Here is a 19,647-nt window from a genome sequence, read left to right on the forward strand (position 1 = left end):
TTAAATCAGCTTATGTCAAATTATTGCTCTTTTATTTTTATTAGTTATTGAAGTTAGGTATTAATCGATTTCAACAGATTTTTTAGGAGGTAAAAACATGGCTTTGTATAAACTCGATGAATATAACCCTAACTACATCAATGAAATTTTTGGTGGTAATGACATTAAGGATTTTGATGTTTACGCTGACAATGATAAAATTGGTAATGTTGACAACATATTAGTTGATGAAGATGACGGGCATTTTCGTTATTTCATCATTGATACAGGCTTTTGGGTGTTTGGTAAAAAGGTGTTGCTTCCTATTGGTTTAGCGCGCCTGAACTATGAAAATAAACGTTTGTTGGTACCTGGGCTAACTAAAGAGCAAGTAGAAAATTTACCGGAATTTAGCGAAGGTTTAGCAATCGATAATGATTACGAAGAGCGAGTTAGAGGGATTTATCGACCTTTAGTACCATTAGCAACGCCAGGCACAATGGGAATGTTTGGGACTCCAGCTACCTACAATTACACAATGGAGCCTTACTTTTACGAACTCAATGATCCTTACTTCAGAACATACGCAGAAAACCTGAAAAATAGGAGGAATTTAGACAGAGCAATTTGATAATTTGACTTATAGAGGAATATAAATTTATGAAACATCGATTTATTCGCTCAAGAATTCTAGCATTGGGTTTAATTTCTGCATTGTTTATGGGGATGTTGACCTTGGGTTTTGCGCCTGCTAACGCGCAAGTAAATAGTAATGTTCAAAGAGCAGGTAGGCTCTCAAGATACACTCTTTTGAATGCTCCTTTTTTAAGACCAGGATCTCGTGGACAGGCGGTAAGAGATGTGCAAGCTGTTCTGCAATCTTTAGGATTTTATAATGGAGCGCTTGATGGTATCTACGGTCTGAGAACCGCTAGAGCCGTAGCAGCATTTCAGCGATCGCAAAGATTGGTTGGTGATGGTAGGGTAGGAAAACTAACCTGGCAAGCATTACGCAATAGCAAGAATATACCACCCTTATCTGGCCCCTTCTGACAGGTTTAATTCTAGTATTCTTAGACAATCTACCTACAATTAATGCTCATTCCACCCAAACCATAGATTAACCCTCTTCTATCACTTTCACTTTGAGCATAAAAAAATAAATGTAGGTTAGGTTGAACGGAGTGAACCCTAGCAATACTAAAGTCTTTAGATGTTGGGTTTTGTTCCTCAACCCAACCTACGCCCAAATTTATAAAAGTCTTGAAAAATAAGGGTTTTAGATTTTTATTTACCGAGAGTGATGAAAGAGGGTTAACTATCAGCAAATCAACTTACTTGCTGATGTAAATTTTTTTAGTTCACAAGACGAGATGGAAAAAGACTCTAAACATTAGCTAAAGCTGCTCCTGGCACCAACTCCACCTTCACCCAGCCTGGTTGCCGTTGGTCAAATGCTTTGTAAGCGTCGATAACTGACATAAGCGGTTCCACTTGGGTTAAGACTTTTGTGGGGTCTACTGTGCCATTACGAACTAAATCCACCAACAGAGGAATATACTTGCGGTGATTACAATTCCCCATGTTGATAGTGAGATTTTTGTTCATTGCTGTACCAATGGGAAAGAAATTGTGAGTTGGGGGATAAACTCCAATAATCGAGAGGGTTCCAGCTTTAGCTAATGCTTGAATTGACCATTCTAATGCTTGAGAAGGAGCATTACCAGGATGCCAATTGCCATTTTGGGGATTCGTTTCAGGGGCAATTTGTTGTAACTGCTGCTGAAATTGTTGAGCTTCTTGTCGTGCTTTTTTGGCTGCTGGGCCACTATCAGGCGCATTGGCATCTACACCAACTGCTTCAATCACTCTATCCACACCAATTCCCCCAGTCAGTTCACGAATCGCCTCAATTGGGTCTTCGGCATTATAATCGATCACTTCTGCACCCAGATCACGCGCCATTTCCAAGCGCGAGGGAATTGTATCTACTGCAATGATGCGTCCTGCACCGAAAAGTCTGGCGCTGACAATGGCAAACTGGCCAACAGGGCCACAACCAAAGATAGCGACTGTGTCACCTGGTGTGATCTCTGCAATATCAGCTCCAAAGTATGCCGTAGGAAAGATATCAGACAGCAGAATTGCTTGGTCGTCTGTAACTTCTTTTGGTAGCTTGACTAACCCTGCATTAGCATAAGGAATCCGAGCATATTCTGCCTGCAATCCATCGAATGGGCCTGCTGCTTCTGGGCCTCCGAAGAAAGCTGTCCCAGCGTTATGTCCGTGGGGGTTGGCGTTATCACATTGAGCATGATAACCTGAACGACAGTAAGAACAGTAGCCACAAGCAATTGTCGAGGGAACGACAACGCGATCGCCCACTTGCAAATTCCGCACGTTAGAACCAAGTTCTTCAACAATACCAACGCCTTCATGTCCCAGAATGGTACCGGGTTTCATGCCTGTGAATGTTCCCCGAATCATGTGTAAATCTGTGCCGCAAATTGCGCTAGAAGTCAGTCGAATAATGGCATCTGTTGGCTCTTTAATCTTTGGTTCTGGTACGTTATCTAATCGGATATCCCCGATTCCGTGAAAAACAACTGCTTTCATGGTGAATACTCCTAACGAATGATGTTTATCTTTCACAACAAAATAGCTAGTGTGTTTAGCTATTAAAAAATATGAGCAATTTTTTATTTATTTAATAAAGTAGAAAAACTGTAGATAAGTTAGTTATTCGATGGTAAATTCCACAACGAATAAACTTGGTTATAAACTAAATAGCCTACGTACTTAATTTTTATGGTATCGATATTTTCATGGTTTTTTCTCACCCTTAAGAAAGAGATAAACTCTCAATATCAATCTCAAGCAAAAATCGGCTATTTCTACCATTTTTTAACAATGGTGTAACCACTATTTGCCACTACGAAACAGAGTCTTGAATTTTACTAGGATGTCTAAAGCAGAAGCTATGGTAGTTGAACTCATCTAATAAAATAATGGGGAGTAGCTAGATTCTTGAGCAGCAAATAAATATACCCACAAAAATGAAATCATCATGAAATTATGCTATTTCATAAGTCATAATTACTCTTTACTCCTATTGGTAGGGGCAGTTATGCCTTTAGATGTCTAAGGTAAGTCTAAAGGCAATTATGCCTACAATTTAGTAAGTAGAGAGGTAAAAATCTTGGCTATACAACAACTGTCCTTGAATCAAATTAACCAAGAGGTGCAGGAGTGCATCCAAAATTGCTTAGATTGCCATAGCATCTGCTTAAATACCGTGACTTACTGCTTACAAAAAGGTGGTAATCATACAGAAGCATCTCATATTAGGTTACTGCTTGATTGCGCTGAAATTTGTGAAACTAGTGCCAATTTTATGCTGCGGACTTCTGAACTTCATACTCGTACCTGCGGTACTTGTGCAGAAGTTTGTGAGCGTTGCGCTCAGAATTGCGATCGCTTCGGTGATGATGCTCAAATGAAAGCTTGCACTGATATGTGTCGTCGCTGTGCCGAATCTTGTCGGCGAATGTCAATGGCAACTGCATAAGTCATTAAAAATGCTGGCTGCTGTAATCAGGCAGTCAGCAAGTGCAAAATCTCTATGTTTAAAAAAAATATAATTATACAAAACATTTAGCAGGGAAGAGAGCAGAAATAAACCCAAATTTTATATGAGTTTTAACGCGATTTTTTAATTCTAATTATTTGCTGTAATGGACGGAAAACAAAAGCAAACAGTACCATTACCGGAATAATTTCTACTCTCCCCATCCACATAAACAAAATTAAGATTAATTTGCCTATCCAATGCAAATTCGGATTGGTAATTCCTACAGATAAGCCTGAAGTTCCCATTGCAGAAGCAGACTCTAAAATGACATCGGGAACTGTATATTGCGCTTCAACAACTTGGAGCAAAAGCAAAACTCCAACTCCCAAAAATCCTAACCAGAGTGTTGCTAAAACCGTAGCTGTTCTAATTTGACGGTGAGCTTCAATTTCTGTAACTTCCTGTCCATCAAGTTTGTACTTAATTTGTTCGTCTGGTTTGAGAAATATCTGCTGTAAGTGCCAAACGACAGCTTTATATAAAGTCACAATACGACTAAGTTTTAGTCCACCACAGGTAGAACCAGCACCAAAAATCATTCCCAAACTCATCAACAATCTGGTGATAGGACTCCAATCTTGGATCTTAACCGTATTAAAACCACAGGTTGTTAAGGCTGAAACTCATTGAAATAAACTGTCGAGCCATTTCAGTGAGCCTGTAACCGAGTAATATTCCAGTAGCAATAATATTCCAATACCAATAGTAGCCATAGCATCCGATGTTGAGGATCTCGCCAAAGGATAGATAGTCGATGCTGACTCAACAGCTTTGCGTGTACCGAAAAGCTAGTTGCTCCAGTAATCATGATGGCGATCGCCGCTAACTGTACAATTGGTGCATATACAGTCAAGCCCTCGCTAGTAATTGCAAAACCACCTGTAGAAATAGTAGTCATAGCGTAGTTGAGAGCTTCCCACCAAGGCATACCCAATAAACCTAACAGCAACACACTCAGAACCGTGTATAGCAGGTAAATTTTTCAAATTTTACGCACGGTTCCGGTAATGCTGGGAGCGATTTTCTTCTGCTGACTCTCAAATGTTCAGTTTTGTTATATCTTAGGACTTCTAAAAAGTTAGAAGCCTTAAGGCGGCACCCGGATTTGAACCGGGGGATGGAGGTTTTGCAGACCTCTGCCTTACCACTTGGCTATGCCGCCGCACTCTACAGTCAACTATCATAGCATAGGTTTGCTTTGTTTTGCATCCCCAAGTTGCAAAAATTTTGCTATTGCTAGTGGAGTTTTCAAAGCATAGTGAGTGTTAAGTTAAAAAAATATAAGTTATAAACTAGTCTTATAAAAGAGAAGCATTTACACTTTTATTTATGAGTTATGAGTGTCGTAAAATACAAAAAAAATATAATTTACTCCTTAAGATAGATGAAAATCTGAAATAATCCATAAAAGTATAAAAAAGAACTAGAGCTTACTTATATTTATTGACTTAGATATAGTAGCAAGCCGTAAATGATTTACCTGAGATGAGATAGCCTATTGCTTCATTGATAAGTTAAAAAATGAATTTACTACTCATTTCATGTTACTAGGGAAAATCTTGTATCAATACGTATAAGTGGCTAAACGTAAAAATGAACGAAAAGTTACCCATCTCAATTGCTCAAATAACAGACATACATCTGTTGGCTTCAGAAAGCCAAAGGCTACAAGGAATATCTACAACAGAGTCTTTTTTAGCTGTGATGAAGCGGCTAGAGGAACTACGACCAGAGCTAGACTTGCTGCTGATGACAGGAGATTTATCTGATGACGGGACACCAGAATCTTATGAAAACCTACAACACTATTTAAATTCACTGCAAATAGCTACTTATTGGCTCCCAGGAAATCATGACTGTGCGATCGCAATGGATAAAATATTAAATCTAGGCATGGTTTCCCGACGTAAGTCTTTTCAACGGGGAAATTGGAATTTTATATTGCTTAACTCTAGTGTTACTGATTGTGTGTATGGTTATCTCTCAGCTACTACCCTAGATTGGCTGGATTCTGAGTTAAAAATGCTACCTAATAATCCCACGTTAATAGCATTACATCATCCTCCTTTATCAGTGAATTCCGCATGGATAGATCGTAGCTGTCTCCAGAATTCTCAGGAGTTGTTTGCTGTGATTGATCGTTACCCACAGGTCAAGCTAGTCTTATTTGGTCATATTCACCAGGAATTTCGGCGTCAGCGCCACAATGTTCACTACTTGGGATCTCCCTCAACTTGCTATCAGTTCCAGTCCCAAAGCACTACTTTTGCAATTAACCAAGAACTACCAGGTTTTCGTTTGTTGAAACTATACGCCGATGGCACATGGACAACTAAAATTGAGCGAGTGCCTTATTCCCTCCCCATAGAGCCGACGGTAACAGTATCTTACTAAGTACCTGGCAGAAATTTTATAACTTTTTTAAAAGATAGAGTAAGCGTAGAAGGACGCAGAATATTACCAAGTTATACTAAAAACCTAGAAACCTGCTCAACATCCCACTACAGCTAATATCACTCGGCACTTATTTTGACCTCATCGGCAAAATTATGCAAACGTACAAAATAGAACGGGCCAGCAACAGAACCCCAGATGTGTGCATCTGTTTCTAAATCTCGCCCTCTATCAAGACTGATGAATTTCTCTTCGTTAATTTCAAATTCGCTATCTAAGTAGGTCTTTTGACCTTTGCGAACAACAATACAACCTTTTCCTGGTTCTACCGTACCTTTAAAGCTGTTACCAGTCCACTCAACAATCATGTTACAGCCTGGTAATTTTTCCAAAGATTCGCTAGTTAAAGTTTGCAGACGATTAAGGTCGCGGGATGCACCGTAAAAATTTTCTTCTTGCTTAACTGTATAATTTTCAATATGGATGCGATCGCCTACAATCATTAGCTTGAGTACCCGCAAACGATAGGGATCATTGAGCATATAATCATAAGCTTGTTCAACGAAAAAACCTACTCCAGACAATACTTCCCACGGTAGGGGGCGCATACACACACGAATATGGGCGTAGAAAGGTGGGTTTTCAAAAGCTTGTGCTTGATTGCTAAAGTCGGCTGCCATCCAGCGTGCTAAGGTGGCTATGTCTGTAGAGTGAGTCATTACATCAGATTGCTTAAAAATATCTGAGAGTATTTTAAAGCTTAATGGGGATTGGAGGCTGGGAATTAGGAATTGGGGATATTTATTTCAGGTTGATGCGTCTAATGAATTTGCAGTTAAAGTTATTAGGCAGCAACTCATACCCATTATCCGTTACTCACCTTCATACCCACAAAATTGTAAAATCCTTATGCTAAGGCGCTTAAGTCTCCTCATTACGACTGTTATTATTTGGCAACTTACCAATTCTGTAACTCTAGCCAGGAGTAACGATCCTCAACAAGCAGACAGGTTTCCTCCTAGCCCATTGGAAATTACTACACCTGATCCGCTTGTACCAACTTTGCGCGATAAACAGCAGTTAACTGTTGCAGAAAAACAAAAGTTGGAGGCGGCGTTAGATGAGTTAAACCAACAAGCAACAGCGAAGTTGCAAGCTGGGGATAATTTAGGGGCGTTTGAAATTTGGAACCGTGAACTACGTTTGCGTCGTTATTTAGGGGCTGTCGCTGAAGTCAAGGCGCTGTCGCGGGTTGGTGAGATTGCGTGGAATCAAAACGATCGCCAAGAGCTACAATACATCACTCAACGATTACAAGCAATTCAAAAACAGGCACAACCGCGAAACGAAAATGTACAGCACAGTGTTGACTTACCACTACTACAAGCTTTGGGCGAAGCCTATCAGAAAACGCGATCGCTAAAAAACGCCATTACAGTTTACAACGAAGTTTTAGCCACAGTTCGAGAAAAACAAGATTTAGTTGCCCAGGTAAATACTCTCACAACGATAGGAGAACTAAACCTCAATTGGTTTGATTATCCCCAAGCCGCTACCGCCTATGAGGAATTGCTCAGATTAGCTACCTCTGGAGGGGAAAATCAAAATCAGGAGTTCACATACTTGCAAAAGCTAGCTTATATTTATCAACAGTCTAAGCAAGCACAAAAATCTATTGATGTTTTAAACAAGATAAAAGCTATTTATGCCCAGAATAATAATTTTACTCAGTTGCCAACCTTACAGCTAGCGATCGCCGCTAATTATGAAACTTTAGCGCGAGAAAATCCTGCTTTACTAGAAGCAGCTTTTAAAAACTACCAAGAAGCTTATATAACTGCATGGCAATTGCAACAGTATCCTAGTGCGGCGGAAGCTGTACAGAAATTAATTTCTCTGTACCGTTCTCAAGGACAACTAGATGAAGCTTTGCAAGCCAGCGAAATTCTTGTAGAAATACAAACACGAGCCGTCAACTTTTACGGTCTAATGGAAGCTTACGACCAAATAGGGAAATTATATTTAGAGCGTAAAGACTCCTCAGCCGCACTCGCAGCATTTCAAAAAGGTTTAGAACTGGCGCAACAATTAAAACATCAAGAAGCTTATTTTACACAGCAAATTAACAGTATTTAAGTTGCACAATCCATCATGAGTGCTGTTGACTGTTGACCGTTAACAGTTAACAGTTAACAGTTAACAGCCCTTATTACTCTTATTAGTAGTTAGGTACGCGTTAGCTTATTACACGGAAGTTACTTCTTGCTTGTCGGAAGATTGTACTAATTCATACAGTTTGCTTTCAAACTTTTCCATACAGGCTGACCAATCGTAACCTATTATGGAAGGACGGGCTTGTTCACTCAAGGCAGATTTGAGTTCAGGATTTTCCAAAATGGTAATTATTTTTTGAGCAAAATCTTTGGGATTATTCGCTTCTGCTAAAAGACCATTCATACCAGGGAAAACTTGTTCTGAAGTTGATGGTGCGATCGCCGCAACTACTGGAGTACCAGAGGCTAAGGCTTCGTTGGTTGTGGTGCAGAAGTTTTCTGTTACAGAAGGATTGACAAAAACATCGGCGCGGGCGAACCAACCTAAAAGTTCTGTACCGTGAGACTCACCCCAGAAGGTAATACCAGAAGGAAATTTTTGGACGCGTCTGCGGATTTCTTCATCTAGAGGCCCACTACCAATAATTACCAAATGCACATCAGGAATTTTGGCAGCAATCAGGGGATACATATCTATGAGTTGCGTGACATTTTTCTCGGCGGTGATGCGTCCTACAAATAATAGAGTCGGTCTACCATCGTTGGGAATTGGGTTGTGAATGATGTTGCGGGGATGAAATTTTTCGCAATCAATTCCTTGATAAGGCACGTATTCGCTACGCTGACATTTTAAGTTGTGGTATTTCTTGAGTTGTTCTCGTGAAGGAAACACATTCAAGTCATAATTGTCACTAAACTGTTTTACTAAAAGTGGAATCAGAGGGCGCACCAAGCTAAAGAAGATATCACCAAAGTAATATTTGATATAGGCAACAATATCTGTGTGGAAGACAGAAATAATGGGGGTATGGGTGCGTTTAGCATATTTCACACCTACAGGACGACCATAACCCTGCAACAAACCTGAGTATAAACCCCGCATTTGTGCTGCTTCTTCCACTACGATAATATCTGGTTGGAAGTCTGAAAGTAACTTACTATCACTCCAATGGCGATAGCTTAAAGGTTGGGGAAGAGACTTATAAAATATCAGTGGCTGTGTGGGAAATGCGAAGGAAGAAAAATTAGGGAAAGGTTTTAGTTCTTCTAGTCCTGCCATTGGGCGGCTTCCCACATTTTTGGGGAACTTGTCGTTAATTTGCGGGTGAACAAGTAATACTTCATGACCTTGTTTTAACAACCAATGAACCCTCTGGTGTACCGCAACTGAGACTCCAGTTAAGAAAGGTGCATACAATCCGCTAAACAGCGCAATGCGAAGCTTTGATTTTTGCATAATTTTAGTAAATTTCTGTATTTCTTAGGGAAATTTGGTATTTGAAAACACCCTATTAGTTATTAGTCAACAATCAACAGTTATCTTCCCCTTACACCCATACCTGAATTTTCCTCACCAACAAATTTGGCGGGAGTTATGGGTTAATTCAATGGTTGATAAGGACGATAATCAGCTAGGCGAATATTCACAGGCCCGTTAACTTCATAGGTGACACCGCACCAATTAACTGTTTGCATCCGTAGAGAGGCTATCATCGCCCAGCCATAAACCCAGTGTGTAAGGGGTATTCCCATGACTATTCTCAAGATGAGAGAGGCTGACAATTGAGTCACAGGTTTACCTTGTGAACGTATGATTGGTTGTACACCCAACTCTAAAAACAGTATGAGCATAGTTAATGCCAATATATAAATGGCATACCAGCTCAAAGCAAAAATGGCTGTATCTCCTTGCCCACTAAAGAATGAGATAAACCACACAAACAAGAGAAGCTGAGGTAGCCCTATTGTCAAAACCGCTTCACCTACTAACACCCACCACCAAGGATGATAAAGTCGAAAAGAAAGTAGTTGGCGCTGAAACGAGTATTTTAAATTTGGTAAATCACACTCTTGTGGATTGACCATAATCAGAGAAGGTACAAACTTCACCTGAAGATTATATTTAGCCATGACGCTAGATAGCATCGTATCCTCGCTCAGGGTGTGTTCCCACCTCTCTAACAACCCTGTTCGGTGCAGCACTTCTGTTTTTATCGCTAAACTTCCACCCCAAGGAATGCCGTATAGGCACATCTGGACGATCGCCGAAATATTGCCAATGTACCGAACCACAGTCCCCCAATAGGTGCCTGTAGGTACATACCAATGATTACCTGTAGTTACTCCTACCGTCGGATTTGTCAGAGGACTAACTAATTCTCGTAACCAATTGGCATGAACGATAGTATCAGCATCTACTAAAGCCACTACCTGATAAGAATCATCTAATTCTGAAACAGCTTGCACTAAGGAACTGCATTTGAGGCTACAAGTTTGGCTGATAGTCCGCAAATAATTAATTTGAAAATTATTTGCACCGATTTCTTTGATAGTCTCCTGGACAACTTGCCAAGCTGGGTCTTGTTCACTATCGACGATCAGCTTTACATCATAGCGTGGATAGTTTTGCTTGAGCAGCGATCGCAAACAATCAGCTAAAAACCGATCTGCCCCCCGCAAATATAACAATACTGCCGTTTTTGGTAACTTCTCATCAGGTAAGCTATGGGAGCGTACATTCAAAGACCACAAAAATCTGAGTACCAAGCCCACCTGAACAACTAACCAAATCACCAATAACTTTGATATTGAGATCGCCAATTCATCCATTTATTGATTACCTCTACACAATTTAGTAGGGTGTAAGGGTATAGGGGTGTGAGGGTGTAAGGGTGTAAGGGTGTAAGGGTGTGAGGTTTTTGAATATCTAAACCCCTATACCCCTATACCCCTATTGCTATTCTTCACAAAGATATTTTGCTATCAATGGGTTGATCCAAAAAATCATAGGCATGATACTCAACTAGGCGGATATCGTCATGGCTATGAATCCGATAAATAATGCCCCGCCATTTAACAGTTGATATCCACACAGAAGATAGCATTGCTAACCCATACACCCATTGTGTTAGGGGAATTGCCAGTAACATTTTGCCCATCCTCGCAACTGATAACTGTGTCCCTGGCTGACCTTGAGCGCAAATTACTGGTTGTAGTCCTATCTCCATCACCAGCATGAGTAAGAGCAATCCCAGAGTATAAATGCTGTAGGAATTTAACAATAAACCTGCTACATCCCATTGAGCATCACCCAAAGACAACAGAAACACAATAATGCTTAAAGTGGGGAACAAAATGCTAGAAACAGCTTCACTAACTATAGCTAGCCACTGGGGATGATAGAGGCGAGAATAAAGCAGAAAGCGCTGGAGATATTCGATAATTCCTAATAAATCGCACTCTTCACGATTGACCATAATCAAAGAAGGCACAAATTTAACCCGTAAACCGTGCTTTTTCAGCACATTGGGCATCATTAAATCCTCGCCAAAGGATTGCGCCCACTTTTCCAGCAGTCCTGTTTGACGCAACACCTCTGTTTTCACCGCTAGAGTCCCACCCCAGGGAATACCAAATAGGTACATCTGCACAACGGTAGCTATATTCCCGGTGTAACGTACCAAAGAACCCCAATAGCGGTTAGTAGGAACATACCAGCGATTACCAGTCGTCGCCCCAATTTTGGGGTCACCCAGAGGGCTAACTAATTCCCGCAACCAATGAGGATGAACGATTGTATCTGCATCTGCTAAAGCAACTACCTCATAAGAATCATCCAAATCGGAAATAGCTTGAATTAGAGAACTGCACTTAAGACTACAGTTGTGGCGGATAACTCGCAAATGGTTGATTTGAGCGTTAGTTGCGGCTAATTTATCGATGCTATCACTAGCAATCTTCCAAGCAGGGTCATCCTGACTATCAACAACTACCTTTAAATCATAATTTGGATAATTTTGCTGTAACAGTGCTTCTAAGCAGTTGGGTAAAAAAGGGTCGGCTCCCCGTAAACAAATAATTACCGCCGCTTTTGGTAACTGCTCATCAGGTATGTTTTTAGACCGCCATGTCCGCACATACAGCAAAAATATGAATGAAAGACACATCTGAATAACTAACCACCCCAGCAAAGACTTAGACAAGAAAATTGCCAACTCTTTCATCACATCTTTGTCTCCGGCAAATTTTGTCTTGCTTGTGTAATGGTCAAGATATGGGGGAGTGAGGAGTAAACATCTATTCCCCAATCCCCAATCTCTACTCCTTATGGATCAAGTGAATATTTAACGGAAATATTAACGCTGGTGCTTTTTGTGACTGTAAAACTTGACTTACTAAATGCTGGTGTCCCTGTTTGGATAGAAACGATGGGATTATTAGAAATTCCAAAGCCTTCTTTGGGAATACCAAAAAAGTCTGTATCTAATTTGCGATTGCCATTTTCATCATGGACGATCGCCACCGCATATTTACCTGGTTTCAAGCCGTAGAAACTTTTGCTTACGCTCTTACCTGTAATTCTTGTACAGCCACTTTGAATTTCGCTAGTATCACTCATGGGAAAGCCTTTCTCGCTGGCGTACACCCGGAAGCATATTGCGCCTTTTTGTTGGCGTATCCCATTGACTACGACAGTTAACTTAGTTGTAGTTTCTGCGTTCGCCACTTTTAGGGAGACGAGACTTAATACAGCAGCTAATAAAAAGTAGCGCAAACGTGAAATATTCAACATACTTGCTATTCCTCAGATTATTTGAGATGGTTAATTCTAGAAAAATGCAGTCAGAGAAATGAGCAGCTAATTATTTTGCTCACCACTACCAGTTTTCTAATCTATCCAGAAACCTATTTAACTAGCTTTTGAATATCGGTATTTTGCAACCAGTTTTTTGTTTGACTTAAGCCTTTTTCTAGGTCAACTTTTGGTTTATAGTCTAATAGTCTTTGGGCTTTAGCAATGGAATAGGCATGGGGACGAGTCATGAAATCCACTGATTCTGGCAGAATATCAGCTTTTTTGCGAAATAGTTTTTGTCCCTGATTTCGCAGTTTTAAAAACAACTTCATTTCATCTTTTGGGATAGACATGGGAGCAGATGCACCTTCCATTGCAGCTAGGCGCATGAAGTATTCCTTCCAAGAAGTTTCTTCGCCGTCGGTGATATTAAATATTTCACCATACGCATCTTTTGCTACTGCTAAAAAGATGGCATCAATTAAGTTATCGATATAAACATGATTGATAACTCCTTGACCTTCGTTAGCATAAGCAAATAATTTTTGCCGCATCATCAATATTGGCCTGACTATCCAAGGAATACTTCCCGGCCCGTAAATATCTCCAGCACGAATGATAATTAAGCCAAAATCGGGTGGAGAATTTAAGGGTAAAAGTTCGGTTTCAGCTTCGATTTTGGTTTGACAATAGGGATTGTTATCACTAGAAAGTGGGCCGGATTCGGTGATGCGATCGCTATAATTAAACCCATACACCATAACGCTGGAAAGATGCACAAAGCATTTCACACCAGCATTTTTGGCAGCCTTAGCCATATTGACTGCACCAGCCACATTAATTTCCCGAAAATCCTTGAGGGGGCCTGCTTCTTCGGACAATTGCGCTGTATGTAGAACAACGTCTACTCCTTGACAGGCTTTTTGGGCGATCGCTGCATCAGTTATACTACCAACAATCACCTCAGCGCCTAATTTTTGTGCTTTATCTTTATTAGTAGAACTTTGCAGTCCACGCACTTTCATTCCCTGTGCTATCGCCAACTCAGCTGCACGCAAACCGATAAATTCATCAATTCCAGTAATCAGCAGAGTTTTATTTTGCAAATCCATAATACAGAGTTATTGTTTTACTAAAATTTCCATTCTCAACCCAGGAGAGAAATTACTCTCTACTCCCTAAAAAATATCAGCCGGGTCAGCAGAACGAAGTTTGTTAATAGCCAATGCGCCGGAAGTGATGCACATTAAGACTACTGATACAAAGACGATGAGAGCATTATTTGCTGTCATCACAATTGGTAATTTAGTAGCTGTCATCGCAAAATCATATAAGCCTACTGCAAATAAAAATCCTGGGATGTAAGCTAATAATGCCAAGATTAAAGCCTGCTGAAATACCACATTTAAGAGATAAATGTTAGGATAGCCAATAGCTTTTAAGGTGGCGTAAGCAATAAATTGGGTGGCAATATTACTGTAGAGAATTTGATAAACAATCACCACACCCACAACAGAAGCCATTGTTAGCATTATGTTCAAAATAAAACCAATTGGTGTTCTGACTGACCAATATTGTTTTTCAAAATCGATAAAGCCTTTACGAGTAAAAACTCTCACATCATTTGGTAAATTAGCTTCCAAATTAGCAACAATTTTCTCTTGATCAGCACCTGGTTTAAGAGTGATTGCACCAATATCAATTTTCTCTGCGGGGCGGGTATTAGGATTGATGCGGAGAAACGTGGAATCGCTGACAATTAAGTTACCATCAACGCCAAAAGAAGGGCCTAAACTGAATAGTCCGCCTACTCTAACTTTGTAGCCAATAGGCGCATCGAAGGGGAAAATTTCAATTGTCTGCTCTGTATCTCCTTTGTTAAAATTGGCAGCGATTGGGCCAAATTCTGGCCGGGAATCTCTGTCAAAAAGCATGACATCAGGGATTTTGAGCTTGTCTAAATTTTCTTCCACTTCTGGAATATTCATGACTGGCTGACCAGGGTCAAAACCAATTACATAAATTGAATATTTCTCTCCAGTTTCCGGATTTTTTAATTTTGCAAACTGCAAATACATGGGGCTAACTGATTCTACCCCATCGAACCCTAAAGCTTGATACAATCGAGTCCGAGAAAAACTTTGGCTTGCTGTCAAAGATTTATATTGTGAACTGACTAAGAATAGGTCACCGCGTAAATTTTGATGGACTGCGGTAGCACTAGAGTAAAGCGCATCTTGGAAACCAAGTTGCACAAACATCAGTAAGACAATAAAAGCAATGCCAGCTACAGCTATAAGAAAACGAATTTTCTGTTGGACTAGCTGTAGCCATGCTAAAGGAATTTTAAAATTCATATTGATTTTGTCAGTTGACAGTTGATAGTTGATAGTTGTCAGTTGACTAATGACAATTAAATTTGAATCGCTACATCAACTTGTAAGTTGGTCAAACGTCCTACCCGTTCGCTATCTGCGGGATTATCAATGGAGACTTTAACCTCAATGATTCTCCGGTCGGTATCTGATCTGGGGTTGAGACTGAAAATGCTTTGCTTATCAACTTGCCAACCAATTTCTCTAACAGTTCCTTGGAGTTTGCCAGAAAATGCTGTGCTGGTAATTGTTGCTTTTTGACCTACACGCACTTTTTGAATGTCAGTCTGATAAACTTCGGCAATTACATACATCTGCGATGTTTTACCAATATCAGCAAATCCACTGCTGGGGATAACTTCGCCTGTTTTGGCATGAGTTTTTAAAATTCTGCCATCAATAGGAGCTTTAATGTAAGTTAACTCCTGGTCAGCTTTGGCTTGTTTAACTGCCGTTACAGCGCTTCTCACTTCCATTTGGGCTAAGTCTACATCTACAGCCCGTACTTCTTTGACACTGCTGAGTGTAGCTTTAGCTTCTTTGATTTGGTCAGCTAGGGTGTTTTGAGAGCGACTGAGGGAGGCTTTGGCTTCTGTGAGTTGTTGTTCGACAGTTTTCAATTGTAAAGCTTTACTATCGAATACAGATGCAGAAACAGCACCTTCTTTGAACAATTTTTGATAGCGATCGTTTTCGGTTTGGGCGTTGTTGAGTTCAGCTTTGATGCGATTGATTGTTGCTTGTTGGGTAGCAACTTCTCCTTTTAATTGTGACTCTAAACGAGCAACTGTCGCTTTTTGAGCATCAATGTCTCCAGGTTTAGCACCTGCTTTTACTTGTGCAAGTTTGATTTTGGCAATTTGCAGTTTATCTAAGGCTTGTTCTAAGGCTGCGGTCGCACGGCTATAGTCTTCCAGATATGCCAATACTTGTCCTGCTTGTACTTCGTCACCTTCTTTCACCAGCAGTCTATCTACACGGATACCGTTGGTGGAACTGGGAGCAGATAAAGTAGTGATTTGACCCTGTGGTTGCAAGCGCCCTAAAGCGGTAACAGCAACTCTCACTGGTGCCGCTTTGGGAGTATTCGCGGGGGTCTTGACTGGTGCGGAAAATCTATTGGAGGACAAACTATAAAGGGATATTAGCCCAGCCGCCAAGGTGAGGGATGCTGCCAAAATCAACCGCCACCGACCTTGGGGTTTGATAAATAATTGGCGTTCTTTATTTACTGCCATATTTTCATTCCATTTTCTAATTGTAATTATTGAGGAGATAGCCCAGATGGCTATATTGGTAAACTGCTACTCATTGGCAATTCACCAAAGGCTCTTTTCTTAAATGGTTTTTTGAAAACAGGGTGTAGGAGTGTAGGGGTAAAACTTTTTCATGTTTGGTGGTGAGATTTTCTTGTGAGAGACTGTCTTGAAAATGCTGTTAATGTAGTGGCATTGCTGAGTAAAAATTCCAGTCCCTAATCCGGAGTAATTCTCCGCTCAAACTTTTTGCTGCGTTTACCTTCTCTGCGAGACGCTGTGTGAATGGGCTGGTCTGTATTTAAAAGTAAAGCGTTTGCGTCCTGAGAACAGAGAGGACACAACAAAGGTATTTATGCTCTTTTGATCAGCGATCGCCTGTGAATATCTAGCAAAAGACTCTACTGTCAAGAATGGCGCTGATACTGGCTGATTGACCACTGTATTATCGACGCATTATTCTTGCCCTAGCTGTGTAGTATAAGACATTCTCATGGATTCTGGGGGGAAAATCATCATTTCTAGATACTGATGAAACTTATTAGGTGTATCTTAGTCGTAATTGCTTGGTGTGATAATTGACTGCACTGAAAAATAGTAACTATGCCTACAGTACCCATAGACCAAATTAAAATCGGTCGCAACCGCCGTCCGGTCAAGGGTGAAAAAGTTGATGAATTGAAGGATTCAATCAAGACGAATGGTTTATTGAACCCCATTACAGTGGATCAACGCCTCACCTTGATTGCTGGACTACATCGGCTGACAGCTTGTAAGTTGTTGGGGCTAGAGGCCATTGAGTGCAATATTGTTAATTATGATGATGCTGACCAAGCCAGGTTAGCCGAAATTGATGAGAATTTGATTCGCAATGAGTTAGAACCTTTAGAGCGTTCAGAGTTGTGGTTGGAACGTGACCAAATTCTAGCACGTATGGGACTGCGGGCGAAGGTTGGGGATAACCAACATACATTTAAAGGTAGTGAAATGATTTCACCACCTCCCAAGAGAACGATTGAGCTAGCAAAGGAAGCTGGTTACTCAGAACGCACCTTTCAGCATGGTAAGCAAATTGCCAAAAGTATTCATCCGGAAGTCAAACAACTAATTAAGGGTACAGCCATTGCGGATAGTCCCACAGCGCTGTTACAGGTGGCGAGAGCAGGGACGCAGGAGCGGAATTTGGCTGAGGAAGCACAGCAGGCTTGGGAGTTAGCCCAGGCTAGGGGTGATCAAGAAGAGGCGGAACGACAAGCAAAGTTAATCGAAGAGTTAAAGGTAAAGCAAAAAGCAGCGCAGTTATTGGCTTATAAAAGTGCGATCGCCCAAAAGGAAGCGAAGTTAGCAGCGAAGAAAACGCAACGCCAAGCAGAACCAGCCGCCAGTGAACCAATTACTCACACTGGGGATGAATGGATATTAGGCAGACATTTAGTGTATTGTGGCGATACAGCCAAGGCGAAATTTCGTGATTTGTTGCCTTCAGATGCAGCGCTGGCGATCGCTACCCTCTCACCCACCTGGGAGCATAATTACTTGGTAGATGAAGCCAAAGTAGTGGCAGTTATCCGTTCGGAGGGGCATATTTATGAATTTTACAAGCGTAGTCAAATGCCCTTTCAATATGAATTATTACTAGGCAACCTTTATGTAGGAATTTTTTCTCATCAGGTAATAGCTAAACCGCAAACGCCAATTAATATTGAAGGTGTTGAAGGAATTGTTAACTATTTGATCAATTTGTACACCAATCCCAATCATTTTGTGATTGCTCCATTTATAGGACATGGTGAGATTTTAGTTACTTGTGAAAGGATGGGAAGAATTTGTTTTATTGGCGACAGTAATGCAGAATTAGTTAGTCGGGGAATTGGCAGGTGGCAAAAATGGACTAGTAAAAAAGCTATAAAATCAGTTGCTAGTGAAACCAAAATTAAAAAAGCATAATCACTCATCCATACATCAAGATAGATGAAAATGAAAGCATTAATTTGGTATTGCCACAAGCTATTACGGATTAAAATTTATTCTGTAGCTTGTTTACCAAATACTAATTTAGATAGATGCAATTTAGGTAATTCCTAACAAGCCTTTTATATGTTTATTCTGTACAATCAATAAAATCAATATTTGCTTGATAAATACTTATTCCTATTTATGGGTCATTTATATTAAAAAGCCCTCAAAAATCACATCTTAATTATGTCGTTATGCTGAAAAAGTAATCTATGGATTTAAGTCATTAAATTTATTTATTGCCAGAATGATTACTGATGTGATGAATAGCTTAAATCCTCTGCGAAGCAAGATATAGTTAACCTTACTGCTTGGATCAAGCAAATTAACTGTTTGTATTTATTGGTTCTTAGTTATACTTTCTTACTATGTCTAAATTGTAATTTTCATCAACAAACCACTATTTTTTTTATAAAAATAATTTAAACAAATGATTTAGTTTCTATGAACTGTGCTATTCTTTGTATTAATTCAACGTAAAAAAGCGGCAAGGCAAATTAGTTATTTAATCCCCCGTGTAACAGCAAAAACTAAATCTAGTGAGCATGGCAGAAATAACTACTCAATTGAAAAATCTAAAGAATTTTCTTTTCCTTCTGCCTCCTGCTTACCGCCTCCTGCCTTCTCAGTACTGCATCACCATCACCTTTTATATGCTTGATTATTCGTTTAAATAATGGTGTGAATTCGGATTCGAGGTGATGTTTCTTCTGTAACGAACTTGTCAACTTTTCTGGGTCAAATCCCATAACATATATTATCCTGGACGCTGAAACTGGCTATGGCATTCATCAAGATACAGAACGTTGTCATTAATACCAGCTACGTGGCTGCGGTGAAGCTAGAAAATCAAACTAGTTTGGGAGAAAAAAGCGTTTCTGTCCTAATAGCTACTCCTCAGTTGCCATCGTTCCAGTGGGATACAATTGCTCAAAATCTCTACCATTACGAATGGATCGAATTTACTGGTCAAGCAGCTACCGTTATCCAAGATTATTTTACCAGTTTCAACAACGTGATTGACCTATTGCCACAATATCAAGAGTCAAGCGTTGGATAACATTCTTTTGATTATGGGTATAGGGGTATAAATCAGTTAACAGTTAACAGTTAACAGTTAACAGTTAAAACCCTCAGATCCCTATAC

The 19,647-nt window shown here is 40.2% G+C and carries 17 protein-coding genes, 1 tRNA gene and 1 pseudogene; 7 read left to right on the forward strand and 12 right to left on the reverse strand.

Going from position 1 to position 19,647, the window contains the following annotated elements:
* The first annotated feature begins 97 nt into the window (after positions 1-97).
* Positions 98-610: a PRC-barrel domain-containing protein gene (locus tag ACN222_RS26610; protein ID WP_010999456.1), complete on the forward strand. Its 513-nt coding sequence runs from the start codon at positions 98-100 to the stop codon at positions 608-610.
* Positions 611-639: 29 nt separating this feature from the next.
* Positions 640-1,032 (forward strand): peptidoglycan-binding domain-containing protein, encoded by a 393-nt coding sequence (locus ACN222_RS26615; protein ID WP_010999457.1) that lies wholly within the window; start codon positions 640-642, stop codon positions 1,030-1,032.
* A 333-nt stretch (positions 1,033-1,365) separates the two neighbouring features.
* Here ACN222_RS26615 and ACN222_RS26620 read toward each other — a convergent pair whose 3' ends face one another.
* Positions 1,366-2,595, reverse strand: a complete 1,230-nt coding sequence (locus tag ACN222_RS26620; protein WP_010999458.1) for a zinc-dependent alcohol dehydrogenase — start codon at positions 2,593-2,595, stop codon at positions 1,366-1,368.
* 583 nt (positions 2,596-3,178) lie between these two features.
* Between ACN222_RS26620 and ACN222_RS26625 the strand changes: the two genes are divergently transcribed.
* Positions 3,179-3,547: a four-helix bundle copper-binding protein gene (locus tag ACN222_RS26625; protein ID WP_044522603.1), complete on the forward strand. Its 369-nt coding sequence runs from the start codon at positions 3,179-3,181 to the stop codon at positions 3,545-3,547.
* Positions 3,548-3,678: 131 nt separating this feature from the next.
* Here ACN222_RS26625 and ACN222_RS26630 read toward each other — a convergent pair.
* The 3 genes and pseudogenes from ACN222_RS26630 to ACN222_RS26640 form a co-directional block, all read right to left on the reverse strand.
* Positions 3,679-4,221 (reverse strand): annotated as a pseudogene (locus ACN222_RS26630) (potassium transporter TrkG); the annotation flags it as partial.
* Positions 4,222-4,259: 38 nt separating this feature from the next.
* On the reverse strand, positions 4,260-4,589 hold the full coding sequence (locus ACN222_RS26635) for a potassium transporter TrkG (RefSeq protein ID WP_323790859.1): 330 nt from the start codon (positions 4,587-4,589) through the stop codon (positions 4,260-4,262).
* A 111-nt stretch (positions 4,590-4,700) separates the two neighbouring features.
* Positions 4,701-4,772: transfer RNA gene (locus ACN222_RS26640), tRNA-Cys, on the reverse strand.
* Positions 4,773-5,203: 431 nt separating this feature from the next.
* Here ACN222_RS26640 and cpdA point away from each other — a divergent pair.
* Positions 5,204-6,004: a 3',5'-cyclic-AMP phosphodiesterase gene (gene cpdA, locus ACN222_RS26645; RefSeq protein ID WP_010999462.1), complete on the forward strand. Its 801-nt coding sequence runs from the start codon at positions 5,204-5,206 to the stop codon at positions 6,002-6,004.
* 119 nt (positions 6,005-6,123) lie between these two features.
* On the opposite strand, the gene ACN222_RS26650 is transcribed toward cpdA, so the two are convergent.
* A complete protein-coding gene (locus ACN222_RS26650) occupies positions 6,124-6,723 on the reverse strand; it encodes a chromophore lyase CpcT/CpeT (RefSeq protein ID WP_010999463.1) in 600 nt (199 codons plus the stop codon).
* 190 nt (positions 6,724-6,913) lie between these two features.
* Here ACN222_RS26650 and ACN222_RS26655 point away from each other — a divergent pair, with 190 nt between their 5' ends.
* Positions 6,914-8,140, forward strand: coding sequence for a tetratricopeptide repeat protein (locus ACN222_RS26655; RefSeq protein ID WP_010999464.1), 1,227 nt, complete (start codon positions 6,914-6,916; stop codon positions 8,138-8,140).
* 108 nt (positions 8,141-8,248) lie between these two features.
* Here ACN222_RS26655 and ACN222_RS26660 read toward each other — a convergent pair whose 3' ends face one another.
* The 7 genes from ACN222_RS26660 to ACN222_RS26690 all read right to left on the reverse strand — a co-directional run bounded on the left by ACN222_RS26660 (position 8,249) and on the right by ACN222_RS26690 (position 16,466).
* Entirely contained in the window at positions 8,249-9,514 is a 1,266-nt protein-coding gene (locus ACN222_RS26660; RefSeq protein ID WP_010999465.1) for a glycosyltransferase, read from the reverse strand.
* A 143-nt stretch (positions 9,515-9,657) separates the two neighbouring features.
* Positions 9,658-10,887, reverse strand: a complete 1,230-nt coding sequence (locus ACN222_RS26665) for a glycosyltransferase (RefSeq protein WP_010999466.1) — start codon at positions 10,885-10,887, stop codon at positions 9,658-9,660.
* Positions 10,888-11,021: 134 nt separating this feature from the next.
* A complete protein-coding gene (locus ACN222_RS26670; protein ID WP_044522608.1) occupies positions 11,022-12,281 on the reverse strand; it encodes a glycosyltransferase in 1,260 nt (419 codons plus the stop codon).
* 101 nt (positions 12,282-12,382) lie between these two features.
* On the reverse strand, positions 12,383-12,850 hold the full coding sequence (locus ACN222_RS26675; protein ID WP_010999468.1) for a DUF2141 domain-containing protein: 468 nt from the start codon (positions 12,848-12,850) through the stop codon (positions 12,383-12,385).
* Positions 12,851-12,963: 113 nt separating this feature from the next.
* Positions 12,964-13,965: an NAD-dependent epimerase/dehydratase family protein gene (locus ACN222_RS26680; protein WP_010999469.1), complete on the reverse strand. Its 1,002-nt coding sequence runs from the start codon at positions 13,963-13,965 to the stop codon at positions 12,964-12,966.
* 66 nt (positions 13,966-14,031) lie between these two features.
* Entirely contained in the window at positions 14,032-15,210 is a 1,179-nt protein-coding gene (gene devC / locus ACN222_RS26685) for an ABC transporter permease DevC (RefSeq protein WP_010999470.1), read from the reverse strand.
* Positions 15,211-15,266: 56 nt separating this feature from the next.
* Positions 15,267-16,466 (reverse strand): ABC exporter membrane fusion protein, encoded by a 1,200-nt coding sequence (locus ACN222_RS26690; RefSeq protein ID WP_010999471.1) that lies wholly within the window; start codon positions 16,464-16,466, stop codon positions 15,267-15,269.
* A 621-nt stretch (positions 16,467-17,087) separates the two neighbouring features.
* On the opposite strand from ACN222_RS26690, the gene ACN222_RS26695 reads away from it, so the two are divergent.
* Positions 17,088-18,431 carry a ParB/RepB/Spo0J family partition protein gene (locus tag ACN222_RS26695; RefSeq protein WP_010999472.1) on the forward strand — a complete coding sequence of 448 codons (1,344 nt, stop codon included), beginning with the start codon at positions 17,088-17,090 and terminating at the stop codon, positions 18,429-18,431.
* Between the two features lie 850 nt (positions 18,432-19,281).
* Positions 19,282-19,560, forward strand: a complete 279-nt coding sequence (locus ACN222_RS26700; protein WP_010999474.1) for a hypothetical protein — start codon at positions 19,282-19,284, stop codon at positions 19,558-19,560.
* The last annotated feature ends 87 nt before the right edge of the window (positions 19,561-19,647 follow it).

Origin of the sequence: Anabaena sp. FACHB-595 (assembly GCF_048568275.1) — a bacterium.
Taxonomy (GTDB): domain Bacteria; phylum Cyanobacteriota; class Cyanobacteriia; order Cyanobacteriales; family Nostocaceae; genus Trichormus.